General features: G+C 66.7%; 19 protein-coding genes. 7 read left to right on the top strand and 12 right to left on the bottom strand.

Annotation, left to right across the window (positions count from 1 at the left end; translation table 11 throughout):
• Positions 1 to 2: 2 nt before the first annotated feature.
• The 3 genes from RXV79_RS11835 to RXV79_RS11825 all read right to left on the bottom strand — a co-directional run bounded on the left by RXV79_RS11835 (position 3) and on the right by RXV79_RS11825 (position 1,574).
• Positions 3 to 953, bottom strand: coding sequence for a transglutaminase-like domain-containing protein (locus RXV79_RS11835; RefSeq protein WP_316703612.1), 951 nt, complete (start codon positions 951 to 953; stop codon positions 3 to 5).
• A gap of 49 nt (positions 954 to 1,002) precedes the next feature.
• A complete protein-coding gene (locus RXV79_RS11830) occupies positions 1,003 to 1,206 on the bottom strand; it encodes a hypothetical protein (protein WP_316703611.1) in 204 nt (67 codons plus the stop codon).
• Positions 1,207 to 1,307: 101 nt separating this feature from the next.
• Positions 1,308 to 1,574: a DUF1488 family protein gene (locus RXV79_RS11825; protein WP_316703610.1), complete on the bottom strand. Its 267-nt coding sequence runs from the start codon at positions 1,572 to 1,574 to the stop codon at positions 1,308 to 1,310.
• Between the two features lie 128 nt (positions 1,575 to 1,702).
• Here RXV79_RS11825 and RXV79_RS11820 point away from each other — a divergent pair, with 128 nt between their 5' ends.
• The 6 genes from RXV79_RS11820 to RXV79_RS11795 all read left to right on the top strand — a co-directional run bounded on the left by RXV79_RS11820 (position 1,703) and on the right by RXV79_RS11795 (position 7,289).
• On the top strand, positions 1,703 to 2,089 hold the full coding sequence (locus RXV79_RS11820) for a hypothetical protein (protein ID WP_316703609.1): 387 nt from the start codon (positions 1,703 to 1,705) through the stop codon (positions 2,087 to 2,089).
• Entirely contained in the window at positions 2,086 to 3,591 is a 1,506-nt protein-coding gene (locus RXV79_RS11815) for an ATPase domain-containing protein (RefSeq protein WP_316703608.1), read from the top strand. The genes RXV79_RS11820 and RXV79_RS11815 overlap by 4 nt, the downstream gene beginning before the upstream one ends.
• Positions 3,588 to 5,024: a diguanylate cyclase domain-containing protein gene (locus tag RXV79_RS11810; protein ID WP_316703607.1), complete on the top strand. Its 1,437-nt coding sequence runs from the start codon at positions 3,588 to 3,590 to the stop codon at positions 5,022 to 5,024. The genes RXV79_RS11815 and RXV79_RS11810 overlap by 4 nt, the downstream gene beginning before the upstream one ends.
• A 144-nt stretch (positions 5,025 to 5,168) precedes the next feature.
• Complete coding sequence (locus RXV79_RS11805; RefSeq protein ID WP_316703606.1) at positions 5,169 to 5,888, top strand: Crp/Fnr family transcriptional regulator; 720 nt, start codon at positions 5,169 to 5,171, stop codon at positions 5,886 to 5,888.
• 114 nt (positions 5,889 to 6,002) lie between these two features.
• On the top strand, positions 6,003 to 6,386 hold the full coding sequence (locus tag RXV79_RS11800) for a DUF4398 domain-containing protein (RefSeq protein WP_316703605.1): 384 nt from the start codon (positions 6,003 to 6,005) through the stop codon (positions 6,384 to 6,386).
• Between the two features lie 12 nt (positions 6,387 to 6,398).
• Positions 6,399 to 7,289, top strand: coding sequence for an OmpA family protein (locus tag RXV79_RS11795; RefSeq protein WP_316703604.1), 891 nt, complete (start codon positions 6,399 to 6,401; stop codon positions 7,287 to 7,289).
• A gap of 30 nt (positions 7,290 to 7,319) precedes the next feature.
• Here RXV79_RS11795 and RXV79_RS11790 read toward each other — a convergent pair whose 3' ends face one another.
• From RXV79_RS11790 to ppsA, 8 genes are all read right to left on the bottom strand, one after another.
• A complete protein-coding gene (locus tag RXV79_RS11790) occupies positions 7,320 to 7,703 on the bottom strand; it encodes a hypothetical protein (protein ID WP_316703603.1) in 384 nt (127 codons plus the stop codon).
• 139 nt (positions 7,704 to 7,842) lie between these two features.
• Positions 7,843 to 9,267, bottom strand: coding sequence for a replicative DNA helicase (gene dnaB, locus RXV79_RS11785; RefSeq protein ID WP_316703602.1), 1,425 nt, complete (start codon positions 9,265 to 9,267; stop codon positions 7,843 to 7,845).
• Positions 9,268 to 9,406: 139 nt separating this feature from the next.
• Complete coding sequence (rplI, locus tag RXV79_RS11780; protein ID WP_316703601.1) at positions 9,407 to 9,859, bottom strand: 50S ribosomal protein L9; 453 nt, start codon at positions 9,857 to 9,859, stop codon at positions 9,407 to 9,409.
• A gap of 12 nt (positions 9,860 to 9,871) precedes the next feature.
• On the bottom strand, positions 9,872 to 10,162 hold the full coding sequence (rpsR, locus tag RXV79_RS11775; protein WP_296719397.1) for a 30S ribosomal protein S18: 291 nt from the start codon (positions 10,160 to 10,162) through the stop codon (positions 9,872 to 9,874).
• 61 nt (positions 10,163 to 10,223) lie between these two features.
• Entirely contained in the window at positions 10,224 to 10,505 is a 282-nt protein-coding gene (priB, locus tag RXV79_RS11770) for a primosomal replication protein N (RefSeq protein ID WP_316703600.1), read from the bottom strand.
• 37 nt (positions 10,506 to 10,542) lie between these two features.
• Entirely contained in the window at positions 10,543 to 10,908 is a 366-nt protein-coding gene (gene rpsF / locus RXV79_RS11765; RefSeq protein WP_296719403.1) for a 30S ribosomal protein S6, read from the bottom strand.
• A 157-nt stretch (positions 10,909 to 11,065) separates the two neighbouring features.
• Entirely contained in the window at positions 11,066 to 13,165 is a 2,100-nt protein-coding gene (locus RXV79_RS11760; RefSeq protein WP_316703599.1) for a sodium:solute symporter family protein, read from the bottom strand.
• 73 nt (positions 13,166 to 13,238) lie between these two features.
• Positions 13,239 to 15,638 (bottom strand): phosphoenolpyruvate synthase, encoded by a 2,400-nt coding sequence (ppsA, locus tag RXV79_RS11755; protein WP_316703598.1) that lies wholly within the window; start codon positions 15,636 to 15,638, stop codon positions 13,239 to 13,241.
• A 207-nt stretch (positions 15,639 to 15,845) separates the two neighbouring features.
• Between ppsA and RXV79_RS11750 the strand changes: the two genes are divergently transcribed.
• Positions 15,846 to 16,664 carry a posphoenolpyruvate synthetase regulatory kinase/phosphorylase PpsR gene (locus tag RXV79_RS11750; RefSeq protein WP_316703597.1) on the top strand — a complete coding sequence of 273 codons (819 nt, stop codon included), beginning with the start codon at positions 15,846 to 15,848 and terminating at the stop codon, positions 16,662 to 16,664.
• Here RXV79_RS11750 and RXV79_RS11745 read toward each other — a convergent pair.
• Positions 16,661 to 17,434, bottom strand: coding sequence for a TrmH family RNA methyltransferase (locus RXV79_RS11745; RefSeq protein WP_316703596.1), 774 nt, complete (start codon positions 17,432 to 17,434; stop codon positions 16,661 to 16,663). The genes RXV79_RS11750 and RXV79_RS11745 overlap by 4 nt on opposite strands.

The raw sequence follows: 17,434 nt of genomic DNA, 5'->3' as shown, positions 1-17,434 counted from the left end.
TTTCAGTGGGGCCATTGCCGGATCGGGCACATATCGCCGTGCGCAGCGCGTCCCGGGGACGGCGGTGCGCCGATGTCGCTCTCTGCCAGCGTCCGGTCCGACGTCGACAAGGCCTCGCGGCAGTGCCGCGGAGCTTCGGCGCCGTCGCTGTCGAGCGCGCGCTCCGAGATGCGCGGCGCCGCGGGCGTCACGCTGCCGAACATCGTGGCGAAAGCCACGTCGGCCGCGTCGCGCCCCGTGCCCAGGCGCACGAACCCCATCGGAATGCCCGTGCCCGACGGGTCGAAGAGGTACCAGCGGTCGCCCAGGTAAACCTCCACGTAGGCATGGAAATCGGGCGGGCCGAGCGCAGGATCGGCACCGTAGTCGGTGCCGGAGACGATGCGCGCAGGGATGTTGAGAGCCCTGCACAGCGCAATCATCAAGTGGGCGAAATCACGGCAGACCCCCACGCGCTCGAGGAGCGTGTCGACGGCCGACGTGGTGAAGTCGCTCGAGTTCGATCGAAACGTGACGTGCTTCTGCACCCAATGCTGGATGGCCAGCACCCGGCTGTAGCCGTGCCAGTAGCCGCCGAACTCGTCCGCCGCAAGCCGCAGCAGCCGGTCGGACTGGCAGTAGCGGCTGGGGTACACGTAGGGCATCACGTCCAGCGGAAGACGGTGGACGGGCACTTCGGCCAGCGTGTCGGGCTCGGCCAGGTGGTGATGGATGTCGACCACCGCGTCGTAGTTGACGCGCAGGGTGCCGGTATCGGCATGCACGCGCATGAAGCGCGACGCCGTCGTGGGGTCGGTGGCCACCACGGGCACCACGGGCTGGCTCAGCACCAACCGCTCGGCAGTGACGGTCTGGCAGGAGGTCTGGGCGGCGTGCAGGTTGAAGATGAAGTCGGCACCGGCCGGGTCGTTCACCTCGTACTCCAACTCGATCGACAGCTCGAGCCGGATCATCGGAGTCTCTCTTGTGGACCCGAGCGCCGCACGGTTCGGTGCGCGGCGATCAGCGCTGGTCTTCCATGAGCGTCCAGCGCCCACGCCGGAAGCGACGGATCGCCGCCAATGCCGGCTGGGGCAGCGTCACGTCGCTGGCAGCGGGCCGGCGTGCCCCGGCCGTGCTGGCGGCAGCACCGCCCTCATCGGTGAAGACCTCTTCGGCCTGCGCGCGTTGGCGTTCGTCCTGCGTGTGCTTGCTGTCCAGACTCATGGCAGTTCAACCTCTGACCATGCGCGCCACGACGGTGACGCTTTCTCGGCCTTTTGCACAGGTTGTACCGGGTGCGCCCGGCGGTCTGTGCGCCAGCGCACTTAGTCAGGGCCCTTTGCATGCCGCAGATCGCTCTCGCGCAGGAGCACCGGCTTGTAAGCACCGTTCTCGACGCGCCGCCGCACGGCGGCCTCGATCTCATCGGCATGTGCCCTGAAGGTCTCGATCGGATCCTCTTCGCGCCCGTTCGGGCGAAAGCAGTAGTGCAAGGTCAGCTGTCCGATGCTGGCGCCGACGAACTCGCCTTCGATGGACACGTAGAAGCGCACCGCGCGCGATTCTTCGTGGAAGAAGGCGTCGCGGCTCATGGTGGAGGTCTCAGGCATGCCGCAGTGTGGCGGTCCGGGGGCCTTCGCTCCGTGCGCTGGCGCACCGATGAAACCTGCCGTTTCGCTAGGCTCGAACGCATCGACCACAGGAGCCCCCCATGACATGCATGCCGACCGATCACGTCGCCGCGTTCGAGCGCCCGCCCGCCGTTGGCGAAAACGCCCGGCGTCTCGCGGATGTGGCCGTGCTCACCTGGCGGCGCCACGATGCCGCGCTGTCACCCGTCATCGGCCGGCTCGGGTTTGCAACCCTGTATCGGCACTGCGTGACGCAGCAAGCCCCAGAGGCCCCCTGGCTGGCCGATGCGCACGCGGGCGTCTGCGGAACGGATGACTTCGCCGCCCTCCACGGCGCCCTGGGGCACTGCAGGGGTCGGCAGGCAGCGCTTGCGCAAGGTGCGCTGATGAAGCGCTTCCACGGGCTGCTGGTCTGGCTCATCGGCAAGCCGCTCCTGCGGCAGGCGCTGCGCAGCTCGGCAGGGCTCGAGCGATGACCGTCGGCACCGCCACGATCCGCCGCCTCGCCACCGGCGTGCCCGGGCTCGACGAAGTGCTCGGTGGCGGCCTTCCGGAGTTTTCGTTCAACGTCATCGCCGGCGCGCCGGGTTGCGGCAAGACCACGCTCGCTCACCAGATCATGTTTGCGCAGGCCAGCGCCGAGCGGCCGGCCGTCTATTTCACCCTCGTGGGCGAGCCGCCGATCAAGATGCTGCGCTACCAGCAGCAGTACGACTTCTTCGACCTCGACCGGCTCAATCGCGCAATCCGGTTCTGCAACCTCGCCGACGAGACCGCTGCGGGCGACCCAGCCCAGGTGCTCGACCGCATCGTCGCCGAGGTGGAAGCCCACCAGCCGGCGCTGGTGTTCGTCGACTCGTTCCGCTCCGTCGCCCTGGCCAGCCAGCGCGAAGACCGCTCGGGCTTGAGCCTGCAACGGTTCGTCCAGAAGCTCGGCGTGTTGATGACCAGTTGGCAGGCCACCACCTTCCTCGTCGACGACGACATGAACGACGCCGCCATGAACCCCATCCTCACGGTGGCCGACGGCCTCATCTGGCTGCGCCAGAGCGTGCAGCACAACGCGATGGTCCGCAAACTGGAGATTACCAAGATGCGCGGCCAGGCCACCCTGCCGGGCCTGCACACGTTTCGCATCGGTGCAGGAGGCCTGCACGTGTTTGCCCCACCCGTCATCGTGCGCAATGCCGGGTCGGACAGACCGCCGCGGCCGACCGAGCACCGTCTGCACATGGGCGTGCCTGGGCTCGACGCGATGATGGGCGGCGGCCTGCCGCGCGGCTACTCACTGCTGGTGGCCGGGCCATCGGGATCGGGCAAGAGCATCCTGGCGTCGGCCTTCCTCGCCGAAGGCGCCCGCGCAGGAGAGGCCGGAGTGCTCGCGGTGTTCGAGCAGCAACCCGACCGCCTGCGCGGCCACGAGATGGGCGACCTCATCGAACAGGGGGCGGTGACCGTGGTCGACACGAGCGCGCCGGCCCTGTCGGTCGATGAGATCGCTCAGCTGCTGCTGGCCGAGATCGCGCGCCGGCGGGCCACCCGTGTGGTCATCGACTCGCTCTCCGGCTTCGAGCTGGCCCTCGCGCCGACCTTTCGCGGCGAATTCCGAGAGGCGCTGTCTCGCCTGGTGGCGGCGCTTGCGAGCACCGGGGTGTCGGTGCTGATGACCTCCGAGCTCGAAGACCGCTACAGCGACCTTCGCTTCAGCCCCTACGGCACGGCGTTCCTCACCGACGCCATCGTCGTGCAGCGCTACGTCGAGATCGACAGCCACCTGAAGCGGGTGATGGCCGTCGTCAAGGTGCGCGTGAGTGCACATTCCGATCAGCTGCGCCTGTTCAGCATCGACGACGACGGCATCCACCTCGGCGAGATGCTGCCCGACCACGAAGGCTTGCTGAGCGGCCAGCCTACGCGGCGTCGTCCGCACCGGGCACCTGACTCAGAGGAATCGCCATGGGTAGCACCTGTCGCATGAAGAGGGTCGCGGGGCAGCAAGCTGTCGACGCACAGCACATGGGGCTCGTGGTGCAAGCCAACGAGCAACTCGTGCTGGCCGCACTCACGGCCCGCGACGCAGCCGAATCGGCGCGGCAGTCACTCGACGAACTCGCGCGCTGCTCGCAACGCGACGAACTCACCGGCACCCCGAACCGCACTCTGCTGATCGACCGGCTGCAGCATGCCATCTCGCATGCCCACCGACACGAGACGGGCTTTGCAGTGCTCTTCGTGGACCTGGACCACTTCAAGCACATCAACGACACGCGGGGCCACGCGACGGGCGACGAGGTCTTGTGCCAGGTGGCGCGGCGTCTCGAATCGGCCGTGCGAGACACCGACACCGTGAGCCGCTACGGCGGAGATGAATTCGTGATCCTGCTGTCGGACGCAGCCCGTCAGGCCGACGCCGCCGCCATCGCCGGCAAGGTGCTGGCCGCGCTGGCCGAGCCCCTTGTAGCCGAGGGCAATGCGCTGGAGATGTCGGCCAGCATCGGCATCAGCCTGTTCCCGCAAGACGGATCCGATGCCCCGGCGCTCATCGCCCGGGCCGATGAGGCGATGTACGCGGCCAAGCAGCAGGGGCGCGGGAGGCTGGCGTTCTTCCGCCCCGCCGGGGCGCGACAGGAGCCTCGCCGGCACTCCGAGCCTGGGGCCGCCGGGGGCCAGGCGGCCCTCGGCGATGCCAGCCCTGCGCTGCCACCGGAACAGGACATGAACTTCCTCGCGGCGGTGGTGCACGAATTGCGCGGCCCGCTGGCTCCGCTGCGCAATGCAGCCGAACTGCTGGCGCGCACGTCAGACGACCAGGCGCGCCAGCAAAAGCTCGGTGCCGTGATCGCTCGGCAAGTCGCCCGCATGGACCGGCTGATCGGTGACTTGTTGCAGGTGGCCCGCGGAAGCACGGGCAAGTTTCGCCTGGAGCACGCGGTCGTCGACATGCACGGCGTCTTTGCGAGCTCGGTGGAAGCCTGCCGACCGGCCATCGAATCGCGGCGACAACATCTGCAGATCGACATTCCCGAGCGCGTTCCCGAGGTCAGAGGCGACGCGGTGCGCCTCACGCAGGTGTTCGGCAACCTCCTGGACAACGCGTCTCGCTACACGCCCGCCGAGGGCCACATCGCGCTGGCGGTGGTGGTGGAGCCGGATGCGGTGAAAGTCGCGGTGAGCGACACCGGACTGGGCATCTCGGCGGACGCGCTGCCGCACATCTTCGACCTCTTCACGCAAGAGCCGCGAGCCGTGGGCATGAATTCCGGCGGGCTGGGGCTGGGCCTGTGGGTGGTGCGCGACCTGGTGCATGCCCATGGAGGCACCGTCACCGCGCGAAGCGAAGGCCACTTGATGGGCAGCGAGTTCCGGGTGTCGCTGCCGGTCGCGAGGGCTGCACAAAGCGCGTCACCCTGAATCGCTGACGCCACGGCAGACGAAGGGTTCTCCTGCCGCCGCCGGAGCCCCTGCCTATACTCGTTGCAAGCACCGCGGGTGCTGTCACCGCGCGTCATGCTCCACGCGATGGCCGGGTTGCCCTCGGGCAAAGGAGGCGCGCGCATGACCATCGGTGACGATCCCCTGCAAAACCATCTGCTCGCCGCGCTGCCACCAGCCGAGCGGGAGCGCTGGCTGCCCGAGTTGGAGCCCATCGACATGCCGCTCGGCAAGGTGCTCTACGAAAGCGGCATGCGATTGAGCCACGTCTACTTCCCCACGACCGCCATCGCCTCCCTGCTCTACGTGCTGGAAGACGGCGCCTCGGCCGAGATCGCCGTGGTGGGTTTCGAGGGCGTGGTGGGCATCTCGCTCTTCATGGGTGGCGACTCCACCACCAGCCGTGCCGTCGTGCAGAGTGCCGGCCGCGGCTACCGACTGCGTGCGAGCGTGATGATGCTGGAGTTCAACCGTGCGGGGCCGGTATTGCACCTGCTGCTGCGCTACACCCAGGCGCTTCTCACGCAGATGTCGCAGACGGCCGTGTGCAACCGCCACCACTCGCTCGACCAGCAGCTGTGCCGCTGGCTGCTGTTGAGTCTGGACCGCCTGCGTTCCAGCGAACTCGTGATGACCCAGGAGCTGATCGCCAACATGCTGGGCGTCCGCCGCGAAGGCGTGACCGAGGCCGCGGGTCGGCTGCAGGACGCTGGCCTCATCAGCTACCGCCGCGGCCACATCAGCGTGCTTGACCGCCCGGCGCTGGAGAAGCGCGCCTGCGAGTGCTACGCGGTCGTCAAGCGCGAGTACGACCGACTCCTGCCGCCTGACGTTGCCAGCTGAGGGTGCGCTGGCAGACAGACCGTCTGCACGAGACGCACCACACTGCAGGCTCTGATCGCCAGCCTCGGGCCGGCCCGCAAGCATGCGGTTCGTGCTGTACCACCGAGGATTCACATGAGAGCCTTCATCTCCACACCCGTTGCCACCGCCGCACTCTGCTTGGTGTTCGCGACCGCGCTTGGCGCTTGCGCGAGCCCACCGCGACCCACCCAGGAGATGGCGGTTGCCGACGCCGCCGTCCGGCGCGCCAGCACCGGCAGCACGGCCGAGCTCGCCCCACTCGAGTTGCAGCGCGCGCAAGACAAGCTCGCCAGCGCCCAGCGGGCCGACGCGCGAAGCGACTATGAAAGCGCGGCCATGCTGGCCGAGCAGGCACAGATCGATGCCCAAGTGGCCCAGGTCCGGGCGGAGGCCGCACGCTCTCGTCTGGCGGCCCAGGAAACGCGTGAGGCCGCACGCGCCCTTCGCGAAGAACTCAACCGCAAGTCCACGCGCTGAACGGAGCCCGTCATGAACCACCGCACACTTTGTCTTTCGGCCCTGGCCGCCACCCTCACGGCCTGTGCAACAGGCCCCACCCCCAACGGCGCCCTTGAGCAGGCCCGCACCCGAGTGCGCTCGGCTCAGGGCGACGCGCAGGTGGTGTCACTCGCCCCGCAAGAGCTCAAGCGGGCCGACGACACCCTCCGACTGGCGGAAAAAGCCTGGTCGGCAGGCGAGAACACGGCCACCATCGACCACCTCGCCTACATGACCGGCCAGCGCGTGACGATCGCCCAGGACACCGCCACCAGCCTGGCCGACCAGGCCGTCACCGCACAGGCATCGATGGAGCGCGATCGCGTCCGCCTGGCGGTGCGCACCTCCGAAGCCGACACCGCAAAACAGCAACTGGCCGAGTCTCAGCGCATCAACGCACAGAAGACCACCGACCTGGCCGTGGCCAAGACGCAGGCGGAACGCGACAAGGAGATGGTCGAGCGCCGCGATGCACGGGTGAACAACCTGGAGGGGCTTCTTGCCGACATGAAAGCGAAGAAGACCGAGCGCGGCATCGTGGTCACGCTGGGCGACGTGCTCTTCGACAGCGGAAAGTCGCAGCTCCGCGCCGAAGGCATGCGCAACATGGCAAAGCTGGCCGATGCGTTCAGGCGCGACCCGCAACGCACTGCATCGATCGAGGGCTACACCGACAGCGTGGGAACGGAAAGCGCCAACCTGGAACTCTCTGGCCGACGTGCCGATGCGGTGATGGCGGCGTTGGTGAACCTGGGCGTGCCATCGGCCCACCTCACGACCCAGGCAAGAGGCGAAGAATCTCCGATCGCCGACAACAGCACGCCCGCAGGCCGCCAGATGAACAGGCGGGTCGAAATCGTCTTCGCGCCGGTCCCCGAATGATCCTCCGCAGGGCCGACGGCTGGGCCTTCTTCAGACCGGCGTGGTCGGGCCGCTCGCGAAGAGTTCGTACTTGACGAAGAACTCGCGCGCCAGCGCCTGCAGCTGCGCCGGCGTGGGGTGATCCACGGTCTCCCAGCCCACGATGCGCGGCGAGATGGCGGGCCGGTGCTTTTCGACGTAGCGGGCGAAATCGGCCTGTGCCTGATGAGAGCCCGTGACCAGCACCTTGGCCACCCCGGAAAGCGCCTCGCACACGTCGGCGAAGAATTCATGTTCGCTGCGCACGGCACTGCCATGCTGGCGCGTGTGATGCGTGTGCTCGTGGATCCGCCGTACCTCACTCGCCGGTTCATCGAGCGGCGCGAGCTGAGCGCTGTGGTGGTCGATCCAGAGAACGGCGCGAGACGATGGCATGGTGGCTCCTGTGAGACCCGCTGCGAGCGGGTGAGTGGCGTTGATTGCCCACCTTATGCCGAGACCAGGTTCGCTGATTTGCTCTTGCGCAGGTCTGCCCCTCGTGGCGGCACGGCTTTCGGCGCGCACCGGCAGCGGCTCAGTAGAAGTCGTCGCCCCCGCTCCCCGGGGCCATGTTCTCGAACTTCGTGAGCGGCTTGAGGAATGCCAGCTTCACCGTGCCGGTCGGGCCGTTACGCTGCTTGCCGATGATGATCTCGGCCACGCCGGGCTCCTTCGACTGCTCCTTCATGTAGTAGTCGTCGCGGTAGATGAACATGATCACGTCGGCGTCCTGCTCGATCGCGCCCGACTCGCGCAGGTCGCTCATCATCGGCCGCTTGTCGGTGCGGGTCTCCACGCTTCGGTTGAGCTGAGAGAGCGCGATCACCGGGCACTTCAGTTCCTTGGCGAGCGACTTCAGGCCGCGCGAGATCTCGCCGATCACAGTGGCGCGGTTCTCTTCCGAACCACCGCCGCTGCCGCTCATGAGCTGCAGGTAGTCGACCACGATCAGGCCGAGCTGGCCGCATTGGCGGGCCTGGCGGCGCGCCCGGGCGCGCAGCTCGCTCGGGCTCAGGGCCGAGCCTTCGTCGATGAAGACGGCAGCCTTTCCGAGCTTCTCGACCGCCTCGGACAGGCGTCCCCATTCGTCGTCGTGCAGCTTGCCGGTGCGCAGGTGGCCCTGGTCGATGCGGCCGAGCGAGCCGACCATCCGCAAGGCCAGCTGGGCCGCGCCCATTTCCATCGAGAACACGACGACCGGCAGGCCTTCGTTGACCGCCACGTTCTCGGCGATGTTGAGCGCGAACGCCGTCTTGCCCATCGAGGGGCGCGCGGCCAGCACGATGAGGTCGCCGGGCTGCAGGCCGGCGGTCATCTTGTCCATGTCGTAGAAGCCGGTGCGCACGCCGGTCACTTCTTCGGCGCCGTTCTCGTGCAGCTCGTTCACGCGATCGATCAGCTGCACCACGAGCGTGTCCATGCTGATGAAACCCTGGCGCGAGCGAGAGCCTTCTTCGCCGATCTTGAAGATCTTGCTCTCGGCTTCGTCGAGGATCTGCGGCACCGGCCGGCCTTGCGGGTTGAAGGCGGCGGTGGCGATCTCATCGCTGGCAGCGACCAGTTTGCGCAGCACCGCCCGCTCGCGCACGATCTCGGCGTAACGCCGCAGGTTGGCCGCGCTCGGCACGCTCTGCGCGAGCGCATTGAGGTACACGAGGCCCCCGCAGGCTTCGGCCTTGCCAAGCCCTTGCAACTGCTCGAAAACGGTGATGACGTCGGCAGGCTTGGAGTTGTTGATCAGGCCACCGATGGCCGCATAGATGAGCTGATGCTCATGGCGATAGAAGTCGCTGTCATTGAGCAGGTCACCGGCGCGGTCCCAGGCACTGTTGTCGATCAGCAGACCGCCAAGCACGCTCTGCTCGGCTTCGATGGAATGCGGTGGGATGCGCAGGCGAGCGACTTCGTCGTCCCCCCTGGAAGAGCCCGGGAAATCGTTATTCGAGAAGACGGCGGCCATCGGGAAATGATACGAAGGGGCTCCTGCCACGCCTGTGGACAAGCCTGGGGAAATTCGGTGGGCCTTGGGTGGAAATCAAGAGCCCGCAAAGAAAAAGGGCCGGCAGAGCCGACCCTTCATCGCAGAGCGCGGGTAAACCTCAGTCGGTTTCACCAACCACCACGACCTTGACCTCGACCACCACATCGGTGTGCGGTGCCACGGTCACGGTGTGCTCGCCAACGGTCTTCAGCGGACCGTTGGGCATGCGCACCTGGGCCTTGGCCACCTTGAAGTCGATGCGGCTGAGCGCTTCGGCCACGTCGTGGTTGGTCACCGAGCCGAACAGTCGGCCATCCACACCCGCCTTTTGCGTGATGTGGACGGTGCGGCCGTTCATCTTCTCGCCGAGGGCTTGAGCGGCCGACAGCTTTTCAGCGGCGGCCTTCTCGAGTTCGGCACGGCGGGCTTCGAATTCCTTGATCGCGGCCTCGGTCGCACGGCGTGCGGCGCGGGTCGGGATCAGGAAGTTGCGGGCATAACCGTCTTTCACCTTGACGACGTCGCCCAGGTTGCCGAGGTTGGCCACTTTTTCGAGCAGGATCACTTGCATGTCGATTGCTCCTTAGACCTTGTGCTGGTCGCTGTACGGCAGCAGGGCCAGGAAGCGAGCGCGCTTGATGCAGGTGGTGAGCTGGCGCTGGAAGAACGCGCGCGTGCCGGTCAGGCGGGCGGGCGTGATCTTGCCGTTTTCACCGATGAAGTCGCGCAGCGTGTCGATGTCCTTGTAGTCGATCTGTTCGACACCGGTCACCGTGAAGCGGCAGAAGCGCTTGCGGCGGAACAGCAGGGACTGTTGGTTGCGCTTGGGCTTGCGGTCCTTCGAGAACCGACCTTTACCACGTGGCGGGGGCATATTTCACCTCTCTAGAAATTCAATCCGGAACAAACAAGAGCTGGTCTTCGGCGACTGCAGCTCATTCGAATTCGGTCACATGCAGGACGGTGCCTCGGCCATTGCGCTGGTGGGTCAGAAAACCAGCGAAGGTGCCGGTCGATCCGATCTCCAGCTTCATGAGCCGCTGTGCGAGATCCCCGATCGCCACCGCGCGCATCTCCAGCGAGACCTTGCGGGGGATGCCGGCTTCGGTGACCTGCGATTCGTGCTTGAGCCCGAAATCGCAAGCTGGAAGACCAGCGGGGGTGTAGCGCACTGCACCTCGCTCCACCAGCTGCGCCGACAGAACCATTCGGTTCATGCCAGCCTCGCCGTGAGGAGCGCCGGGGCACTTTCAATCAGGCCGAAGCCTCCTGCTGGGGGGCCTTGCGAGCCTCGTCCTTTTCCACCGACTTCATCATCACCGACGGGCCGGTCTCGGCCTTGTCCTTGACGACGGTCAGGTGACGCAGCACGGCGTCGTTGAAGCGGAAGCCGGTCTCGAGCTCGCCGAGCACTTCCTTGCTGCATTCGATGTTGATGCAGAGGTAGTGGGCCTTGGCCAGCTTCTGGATCAGGTAAGCCATCTGACGACGGCCCCAATCTTCCACTCGGTGCACCTTGCCACCACCGTTGGTGACGATGCCCTTGTAGCGCTCCAGCATGGCCGGAACCTGTTCGCTCTGATCCGGATGGATGAGCAGGATGATTTCGTAATGACGCATAAGACTCCTTCTGGTTTCCAGTGTGGAAGCCACCCCGTGAGCGTCTTGTCTTTCTGGCAGGAGGCCTGGCGAAATCCAGGCGAAGCGACCATCAGACCGGGTGTGGCAAGGTAAGCCCGCGATTGTACTCTGAAACCACTCCGCGGCGGCGCAGCCCTTACTGAGGAACGCGCGGAGAGCGGATGCGCTCCAGGAAGGCCTCGCTCGCCGAGGAGCGGCCCGGCGTCAGCAGGCTTACCACGATGGTGACCACGAGGCTGGCGGCCACGCCGAACACCCCCGCCGAGATCGGCTGGATGCCGAGCCAGAGGTCCACCGGCACCACGACGTGAAAGATGTCACGCATCCAGGCTTCGTTGCGGATCATGTAGTACAGCGTGACCGAGAGGCCAGCCACCATGCCCGCGACGGCGCCAGTCGCCGTGGCTCGTTTCCAGAACACGCCCAGCACCAAGGCCGAGAAGAGCGCCGAGCCCGCGATCGAGAAAGCGGCGGACACGAGGAAGACGATGTCGGCCGGCTTCTGCGCCGCAACCGCCGCTGCGCTCAAGGCAACGACCAGCAGCAGCATCTTCGAGGTGGTGACACGCCGGCTGTTGGATGCGCTCGCGTCGATGACCTTGAAGTACACGTCGTGCGAGAGCGCATTCGAGATCGTGAGCAGCAGGCCGTCGGCCGTGGAGAGCGCTGCAGCCAGAGCGCCCGCCGCCACCATGCCCGACACCACGAAGGGCAACCCGGCAATCTCGGGCGTGGCGAGCACGACCATGTCGCTGCCGATGCGGATCTCGCCCAGCTGCAGCACGCCGTCCTGGTTGATGTCGCTCACGCTCAGGAGCCCGGCGTCGACCTTGGCCCAATTGGCGATCCAACCCGGCAGCTGGTCGAAAGGCGTGCCCACAAGCACGTTGAACACCTCGAACTTGACCATCACCGCCAATGCCGGTGCCGAGAGGTACAGCAGCAGGATGAAGAAAAGCGACCACGTCACCGACTGCCGTGCCTGCCGCACCGAGGGCGTGGTGTAGCTGCGCATCAAGAGGTGCGGCAGGGCCGCGGTGCCGATGGTCAGGCAGAAGACCAGCGCCAGGAAATTGCGCCGGGAGTCGTCGAACTCACGCTGCTGCGCGGCCGTGCCCTTCGGGTCACCCGCATAGGCAGTGCCGTGTGCCGGCAGCCCTCCAAGAGGCTGAGCCCTCGCCTCAGCCGCCGCCTTGGCCTGCGACCACATGCGGCGAGCCGTCTCTGCATCGCGGGGCAAGGCCAGCAGAGCCTTCTCGGCCGCCTGAATGCGGGCGAGCGGTGCGTCTTCCGCGCGCAGCTGCTGCACGCGCTGGCGCGCGGATTCCTGGTCGCGCGCAAGTGCTGCCGGGATGTCCTTCAGCTTGGCTGCGTATTCCTCGGCCCGCACCTTGTAGAGCGCGATCACCTCCAGCTCGCGTGGGTCGGCTCGCAAGGCGTTCTCGCGCTCGGTCACCTTCTGCAGCTGCTGCCCATAGGCCAGCTGCGGCAGTGGCACGCCCGTCTGCTTGACCGAGAGCCAGAACACGGGCACCAGGAACGCCACCACCAGCACGATGTACTGCGCCACCTGCGTCCACGTGACTGCCCGCATGCCACCGAGGAACGAGCACACGAGGATTCCGCCCAACCCGAGGAACACACCGATCTCGAAGCCGACGCCGACAAGGTGGCTCGCGATCAGCCCGATCGCATAGATCTGCGCCACGACATAGGTGAACGAGCACAGGATCGCCGCCAGCACCCCCATCAGGCGCGGGCCGTGGCTGCCGTAGCGCGCGCCCAGGAAATCGGGGATCGTGTACTGGCCGAAGCTGCGCAGATACGGCGCCAGCAGCAGCGCGACGAGGCAGTAGCCTCCGGTCCACCCCATGATGAACGCCAGACCCGCGTAGCCCTGCAGGTACATGGTGCCGGCCAGACTGATGAACGACGCGGCCGACATCCAGTCGGCCGCGGTCGCCATGCCGTTGTAGGCCGCAGGCACACGCCGGCCGGCGACGTAGTACTCATCGGCATCCGAGGTGCGGCACAGCACGCCGATGCCCGCGTAGAGCAACACCGTCGAAAGCAGGAAGATCGCGCCGATCCAGCGGCGCGACATGCCCAGCGCTTCAAGCCCGGCCAGCGCCGCGATGAAGAGCAGCAGCCCCAGCACGTAGGCGCCATAGACCCGGTTCAGCCGGCGGGTGAAGGCCCGCGGGCTCAAGTCATCGGATGCGGAGAGGCCGGCCATGGCGGGCCATTCTCACGGGGCGCGGCGGCCCCGTGCCATCCTCATCTACCCTCGCCGAGGCGTGTGTGGGCGATCAGCGGCGCGTGGCCAGGCGTCTCCAGGTCTCGACCACCGTATCGGGGTTCAACGAAATCGACACGATGCCCTCGGCCGCGAGCCAGTCGGCGAAGTCCGCATGGTCACTGGGCCCCTGGCCGCAGATGCCCACGTACTTGCCCACCGCGCGGCACGCCGTGATGGCCCGCGAGATGAGCGCCTTCACGGCCGGGTCACGCTCGTCGAAGTCGGCCGCCAGGATCTCCATGCCCGAGTCGCGGTCCAGGCCGAGGGTGAGCTGGGTCAGGTCGTTCGAGCCGATCGACATGCCGTCGAAGAACTCGAGGAACTGGTCGGCCAGCACGGCGTTGCTCGGGATCTCGCACATCATGATGATGCGCAGGCCCTCGTGCCCGCGCTTGAGCCCCTTCTCGGCCAGCATCTCGGTCACGCGCTTGGCCTGGCCGAGCGTTCTGACGAAGGGCACCATGATCTCGACATTGGTCAGGCCCATGTCGTTGCGCACACGTTTCAGGGCCTCGCACTCCATCGAGAAGGCGTCGCCGAACCCGTCGCTCACGTAGCGCGAGGCGCCGCGGAAGCCGAGCATGGGGTTTTCTTCTTCGGGCTCGTAGCGGCTGCCGCCGATGAGCTTCCTGTACTCGTTGGACTTGAAGTCGGACAGGCGCACGATCACCGGCTTGGGCCAGAAGGCGGCCGCGATGGTGGCCACGCCTTCGGTGAGCTTGTCGACGTAGAAGGCGCGCGGCGAGGCGTGGCCACGGGCCACCGACTCGACCGCCTTCTTGAGGTCGATGTCGATGTTGGGGTAGTCGAGGATGGCCTTGGGGTGCACGCCGATGTTGTTGTTGATGATGAACTCGAGGCGGGCGAGGCCGACGCCGGAGTTGGGCATCTGGGCGAAGTCGAAGGCGAGCTGGGGGTTGCCCACGTTCATCATGATCTTGATGGGGCAGTACGGCAGCTCGCCGCGGTCGACCTCGGTGATCTCGGTCTCGAGCAGGCCGTCGTAGATGTAGCCGGTGTCGCCCTCGGAGCAGGCGACCGTGACGAGGGCGCCGTCTTTGAGGGTGTCGGTGGCGTCGCCGCAGCCCACCACGGCGGGGATGCCGAGTTCGCGGGCGATGATGGCGGCGTGGCAGGTGCGCCCGCCGCGGTTGGTGACGATGGCACTCGCCCGCTTCATCACCGGCTCCCAGTTGGGGTCGGTCATGTCGGTGACGAGCACGTCACCGGGCTGCACGCTGTCCATCTCGGCCAGGCTGTGCACGATGCGCACGGGGCCGGTGCCGATCTTCTGGCCGATGGCGCGGCCTTCGGCGAGCACGGTGCCGGTGCCTTTGAGCTTGTAGCGCTGCTCGGCCTTGCCTTCTTGCTGGCTCTTCACCGTCTCGGGGCGGGCCTGCAGGATGTAGAGCTGGCCGTCGCTGCCATCCTTGCCCCATTCGATGTCCATCGGGCGGCCGTAGTGCTGCTCGATGATGAGGGCGTATTGGGCGAGTTCGGTGACGTCGGTGTCGGTCAAGGAGTAGCGGTTGCGCTGCTCGGTGGCGGTGTCCACCGTCTTGACGAGCTTGCCGGAGGCCTTCTTCTCCTCGGGGCTGGCGAACTCCATCTTGATGAGCTTGGAGCCGAGGTTGCGCCGGATGATGGCCTGCTTGCCGTTCTTGAGCGCGGGCTTGTGGACGTAGAACTCGTCGGGGTTGACGGCGCCTTGCACCACGGTTTCGCCGAGGCCGTAGCTGGAGGTGATGAAGACGACGTCCTTGAAGCCGCTTTCGGTGTCGATGGTGAACATGACGCCGGCCGCCCCCAGGTCGGAGCGGACCATGCGCTGCACGCCGGCGGAGAGGGCCACGTCGGTGTGGGCGAAGCCCTTGTGGACGCGGTAGCTGATGGCGCGGTCGTTGTAGAGGCTGGCGAAGACCTCTTTCATCTTGTGCAGCACGTCGTCGATGCCGACGACGTTGAGGAAGGTCTCCTGCTGGCCGGCGAAGCTGGCGTCGGGCAGGTCTTCGGCGGTGGCCGAGGAGCGCACGGCGAAGGACGCCCCCGGGTTGCCGGCGGTGAGCTTGGCGAACTCGGTGGTGATGGCGTCTTGCAGGTCGGCCGGGAACGGGGTGTCTTCGACCCAGCGGCGGATCTCGGCGCCGGCTTCGGCGAGCGCGCGTACGTCTTCGGTGTTGAGGGTGGCCAGGCGCTGGCTGATGCGCTCGGCCAGGCCGTTGTGCGCCAGGAAGCGCCGGAAGGCGTGGGCCGTGGTGGCAAAGCCGCCGGGCACCCGCACGCCCGAGGCCGCCAGCTGGCTGATCATCTCGCCGAGGGAGGCGTTCTTGCCGCCAACCGACTCGACGTCGGTCATCCTCAGGTGTTCAAACGGCACGACCAGGGCGGTCGCCAGATTGATGGAAGACATGGGAAAACTCCGTGATGTTGGTAAACCGGGTGTTCCCAGCGCCGCGAGCCGATCAGGGGCTCAAGCGGCAAAGCGACTCGCTGCGTGTCGAGTTGTGATTGGAGTGCAGGCGGTGGCATGCGTTGGTGCGACTGGGAAGAGTCAAAAAAGATTCTAGGCCCGATTTGCCTATGATCGACCCCCTTACTCCCCGGTCCCAGATTCCATATGCCGAACCGCACTGTGTACTTTGTCTCTGACGGCACCGGCATCACCGCCGAAACCTTCGGCAACTCGATCCTGGCGCAGTTCCCGGGCAAGCCACGCCACGTGAGACGCCCCTTCATCGACACCCTCGACAAGGCACACCAGGTGGTGCGCGAGATCAACCAGACGGCTGAACTCGAAGGCGTGCGGCCGGTGGTCTTCCTGACCCTCGTGGACCCCGACATGCTGGGCGTGCTCAAGGCCAGCAAGGGCATGGTGCTGGACATGTTCAACACCTTCATCGAGCCGCTGGAAGCCGAATTCGGTGTGAAGTCCAACCACCGCATCGGGCGCTTCGCCGATGTGTCGAAGAGCCAGGAGTACACCGACCGCATCGAGGCGATCAACTTCTCGCTGGCCCATGACGACGGCCAGTCGGCCAAGAACCTGGAGCAGGCGGACGTGATCCTCGTGGGCGTCAGCCGCAGCGGCAAGACGCCGACCTCGCTGTACCTCGCCATGCAGCACGGCATCAAGGCCGCGAACTACCCGCTGATCCCCGAAGACTTCGAGCGCAACGAGTTGCCCAAGAGCCTCGCGCCGCACAAGGCGAAATGCTTCGGCCTCACCATTGCGCCCGAGCGTCTCTCGGAGATCCGCAACGAGCGCCGGCCCAACAGCCAGTATGCGAACCTGGAAAACTGCCGCCGCGAGGTCGCGCAGGCCGAGCAGATGATGCGTCGCGAGGGCATCTCGTGGTTGTCGTCCACGCACAAGTCGATCGAAGAGATCGCCACCACCATCCTGCGAGACATCCGGCCCGACCGGCTGATGTACTAAATCCGCTGGCGGGTCGATTCGTAAAGGCAGACGGCCGCGGCGGCGGCCACGTTGAGCGACTCCTCGCCACCCGGCTGCGCAATGCGCAGGGTCAGGGAGCAGCGGGCCTCGAGCGCCGCAGACACCCCCTGCCCTTCGTGGCCCATCACCCAGGCGCAGGGCCAGGGCAGGTCGACTTCGTGCAACGCACGCTGCGCGTGCGAGCTGGTGGCGATCAAGGGCACGCGCAGGGCATCGAGTTGCGCGTCACCGGCCAGCTCGACGAGGTTGAGGCCGAAATGCGCGCCCATGCCGGCGCGCAGCACCTTGCCCGACCAAAGCGCCGCGGTGCCTTTCAGGGCCACACATTGGGTGAAGCCGAAGGCTGCAGCCGTGCGCAAGATGGTGCCGACGTTGCCGGCATCCTGCAGCCGGTCAAGCACCACGCTGGGCGCATGGGGCTGAAGCTCACCCGCGCCGGACCAGTCGGCGACGAAACCGATGGACGCTGGCGATTCGAGCGAGCTGATGCCCGCCATCAATGACGCGGGCAGCACCGCGACGGCCTGCGCCTGGTTGGCGATGTCTCGCAGCGCCGGCTGTGCCCAGGCATCTTCCGAGATCAGTGCGTGTGCCGGCTGGCCACCGCGCTGCAGCAGTGCCGAACACAGGTGATCGCCTTCGATCCACAGTTGACCGAGCTTGCGATATCCAGCCGGGTCGCTCGCGAGCTTGCGTAGGCGCACGAGCAAAGGGTTGTCGCGCGAACTGATCGCCTTGACGTCGGCCAC

The organism is Piscinibacter gummiphilus, assembly GCF_032681285.1.
Taxonomy (GTDB): Bacteria; Pseudomonadota; Gammaproteobacteria; order Burkholderiales; family Burkholderiaceae_C; genus Rhizobacter; species Rhizobacter gummiphilus_A.
Note: the sequence above shows the minus strand (reverse complement) of the source record. Positions and strands in the feature narration are given on the sequence as shown.

Bases quoted from the DNA above. Each gene is read 5' to 3' on its own strand.
- RXV79_RS11835 (WP_316703612.1), bottom strand. From the start codon at position 953: ATGATCCGGCTCGAGCTGTCGATCGAGTTGGAGTACGAGGTGAACGAC.
- RXV79_RS11830 (WP_316703611.1), bottom strand. From the start codon at position 1,206: ATGAGTCTGGACAGCAAGCACACGCAGGACGAACGCCAACGCGCGCAG.
- RXV79_RS11825 (WP_316703610.1), bottom strand. From the start codon at position 1,574: ATGAGCCGCGACGCCTTCTTCCACGAAGAATCGCGCGCGGTGCGCTTC.
- RXV79_RS11820 (WP_316703609.1), top strand. From the start codon at position 1,703: ATGCCGACCGATCACGTCGCCGCGTTCGAGCGCCCGCCCGCCGTTGGC.
- RXV79_RS11815 (WP_316703608.1), top strand. From the start codon at position 2,086: ATGACCGTCGGCACCGCCACGATCCGCCGCCTCGCCACCGGCGTGCCC.
- RXV79_RS11810 (WP_316703607.1), top strand. From the start codon at position 3,588: ATGAAGAGGGTCGCGGGGCAGCAAGCTGTCGACGCACAGCACATGGGG.
- RXV79_RS11805 (WP_316703606.1), top strand. From the start codon at position 5,169: ATGACCATCGGTGACGATCCCCTGCAAAACCATCTGCTCGCCGCGCTG.
- RXV79_RS11800 (WP_316703605.1), top strand. From the start codon at position 6,003: ATGAGAGCCTTCATCTCCACACCCGTTGCCACCGCCGCACTCTGCTTG.
- RXV79_RS11795 (WP_316703604.1), top strand. From the start codon at position 6,399: ATGAACCACCGCACACTTTGTCTTTCGGCCCTGGCCGCCACCCTCACG.
- RXV79_RS11790 (WP_316703603.1), bottom strand. From the start codon at position 7,703: ATGCCATCGTCTCGCGCCGTTCTCTGGATCGACCACCACAGCGCTCAG.
- dnaB (WP_316703602.1), bottom strand. From the start codon at position 9,267: ATGGCCGCCGTCTTCTCGAATAACGATTTCCCGGGCTCTTCCAGGGGG.
- rplI (WP_316703601.1), bottom strand. From the start codon at position 9,859: ATGCAAGTGATCCTGCTCGAAAAAGTGGCCAACCTCGGCAACCTGGGC.
- rpsR (WP_296719397.1), bottom strand. From the start codon at position 10,162: ATGCCCCCGCCACGTGGTAAAGGTCGGTTCTCGAAGGACCGCAAGCCC.
- priB (WP_316703600.1), bottom strand. From the start codon at position 10,505: ATGAACCGAATGGTTCTGTCGGCGCAGCTGGTGGAGCGAGGTGCAGTG.
- rpsF (WP_296719403.1), bottom strand. From the start codon at position 10,908: ATGCGTCATTACGAAATCATCCTGCTCATCCATCCGGATCAGAGCGAA.
- RXV79_RS11760 (WP_316703599.1), bottom strand. From the start codon at position 13,165: ATGGCCGGCCTCTCCGCATCCGATGACTTGAGCCCGCGGGCCTTCACC.
- ppsA (WP_316703598.1), bottom strand. From the start codon at position 15,638: ATGTCTTCCATCAATCTGGCGACCGCCCTGGTCGTGCCGTTTGAACAC.
- RXV79_RS11750 (WP_316703597.1), top strand. From the start codon at position 15,846: ATGCCGAACCGCACTGTGTACTTTGTCTCTGACGGCACCGGCATCACC.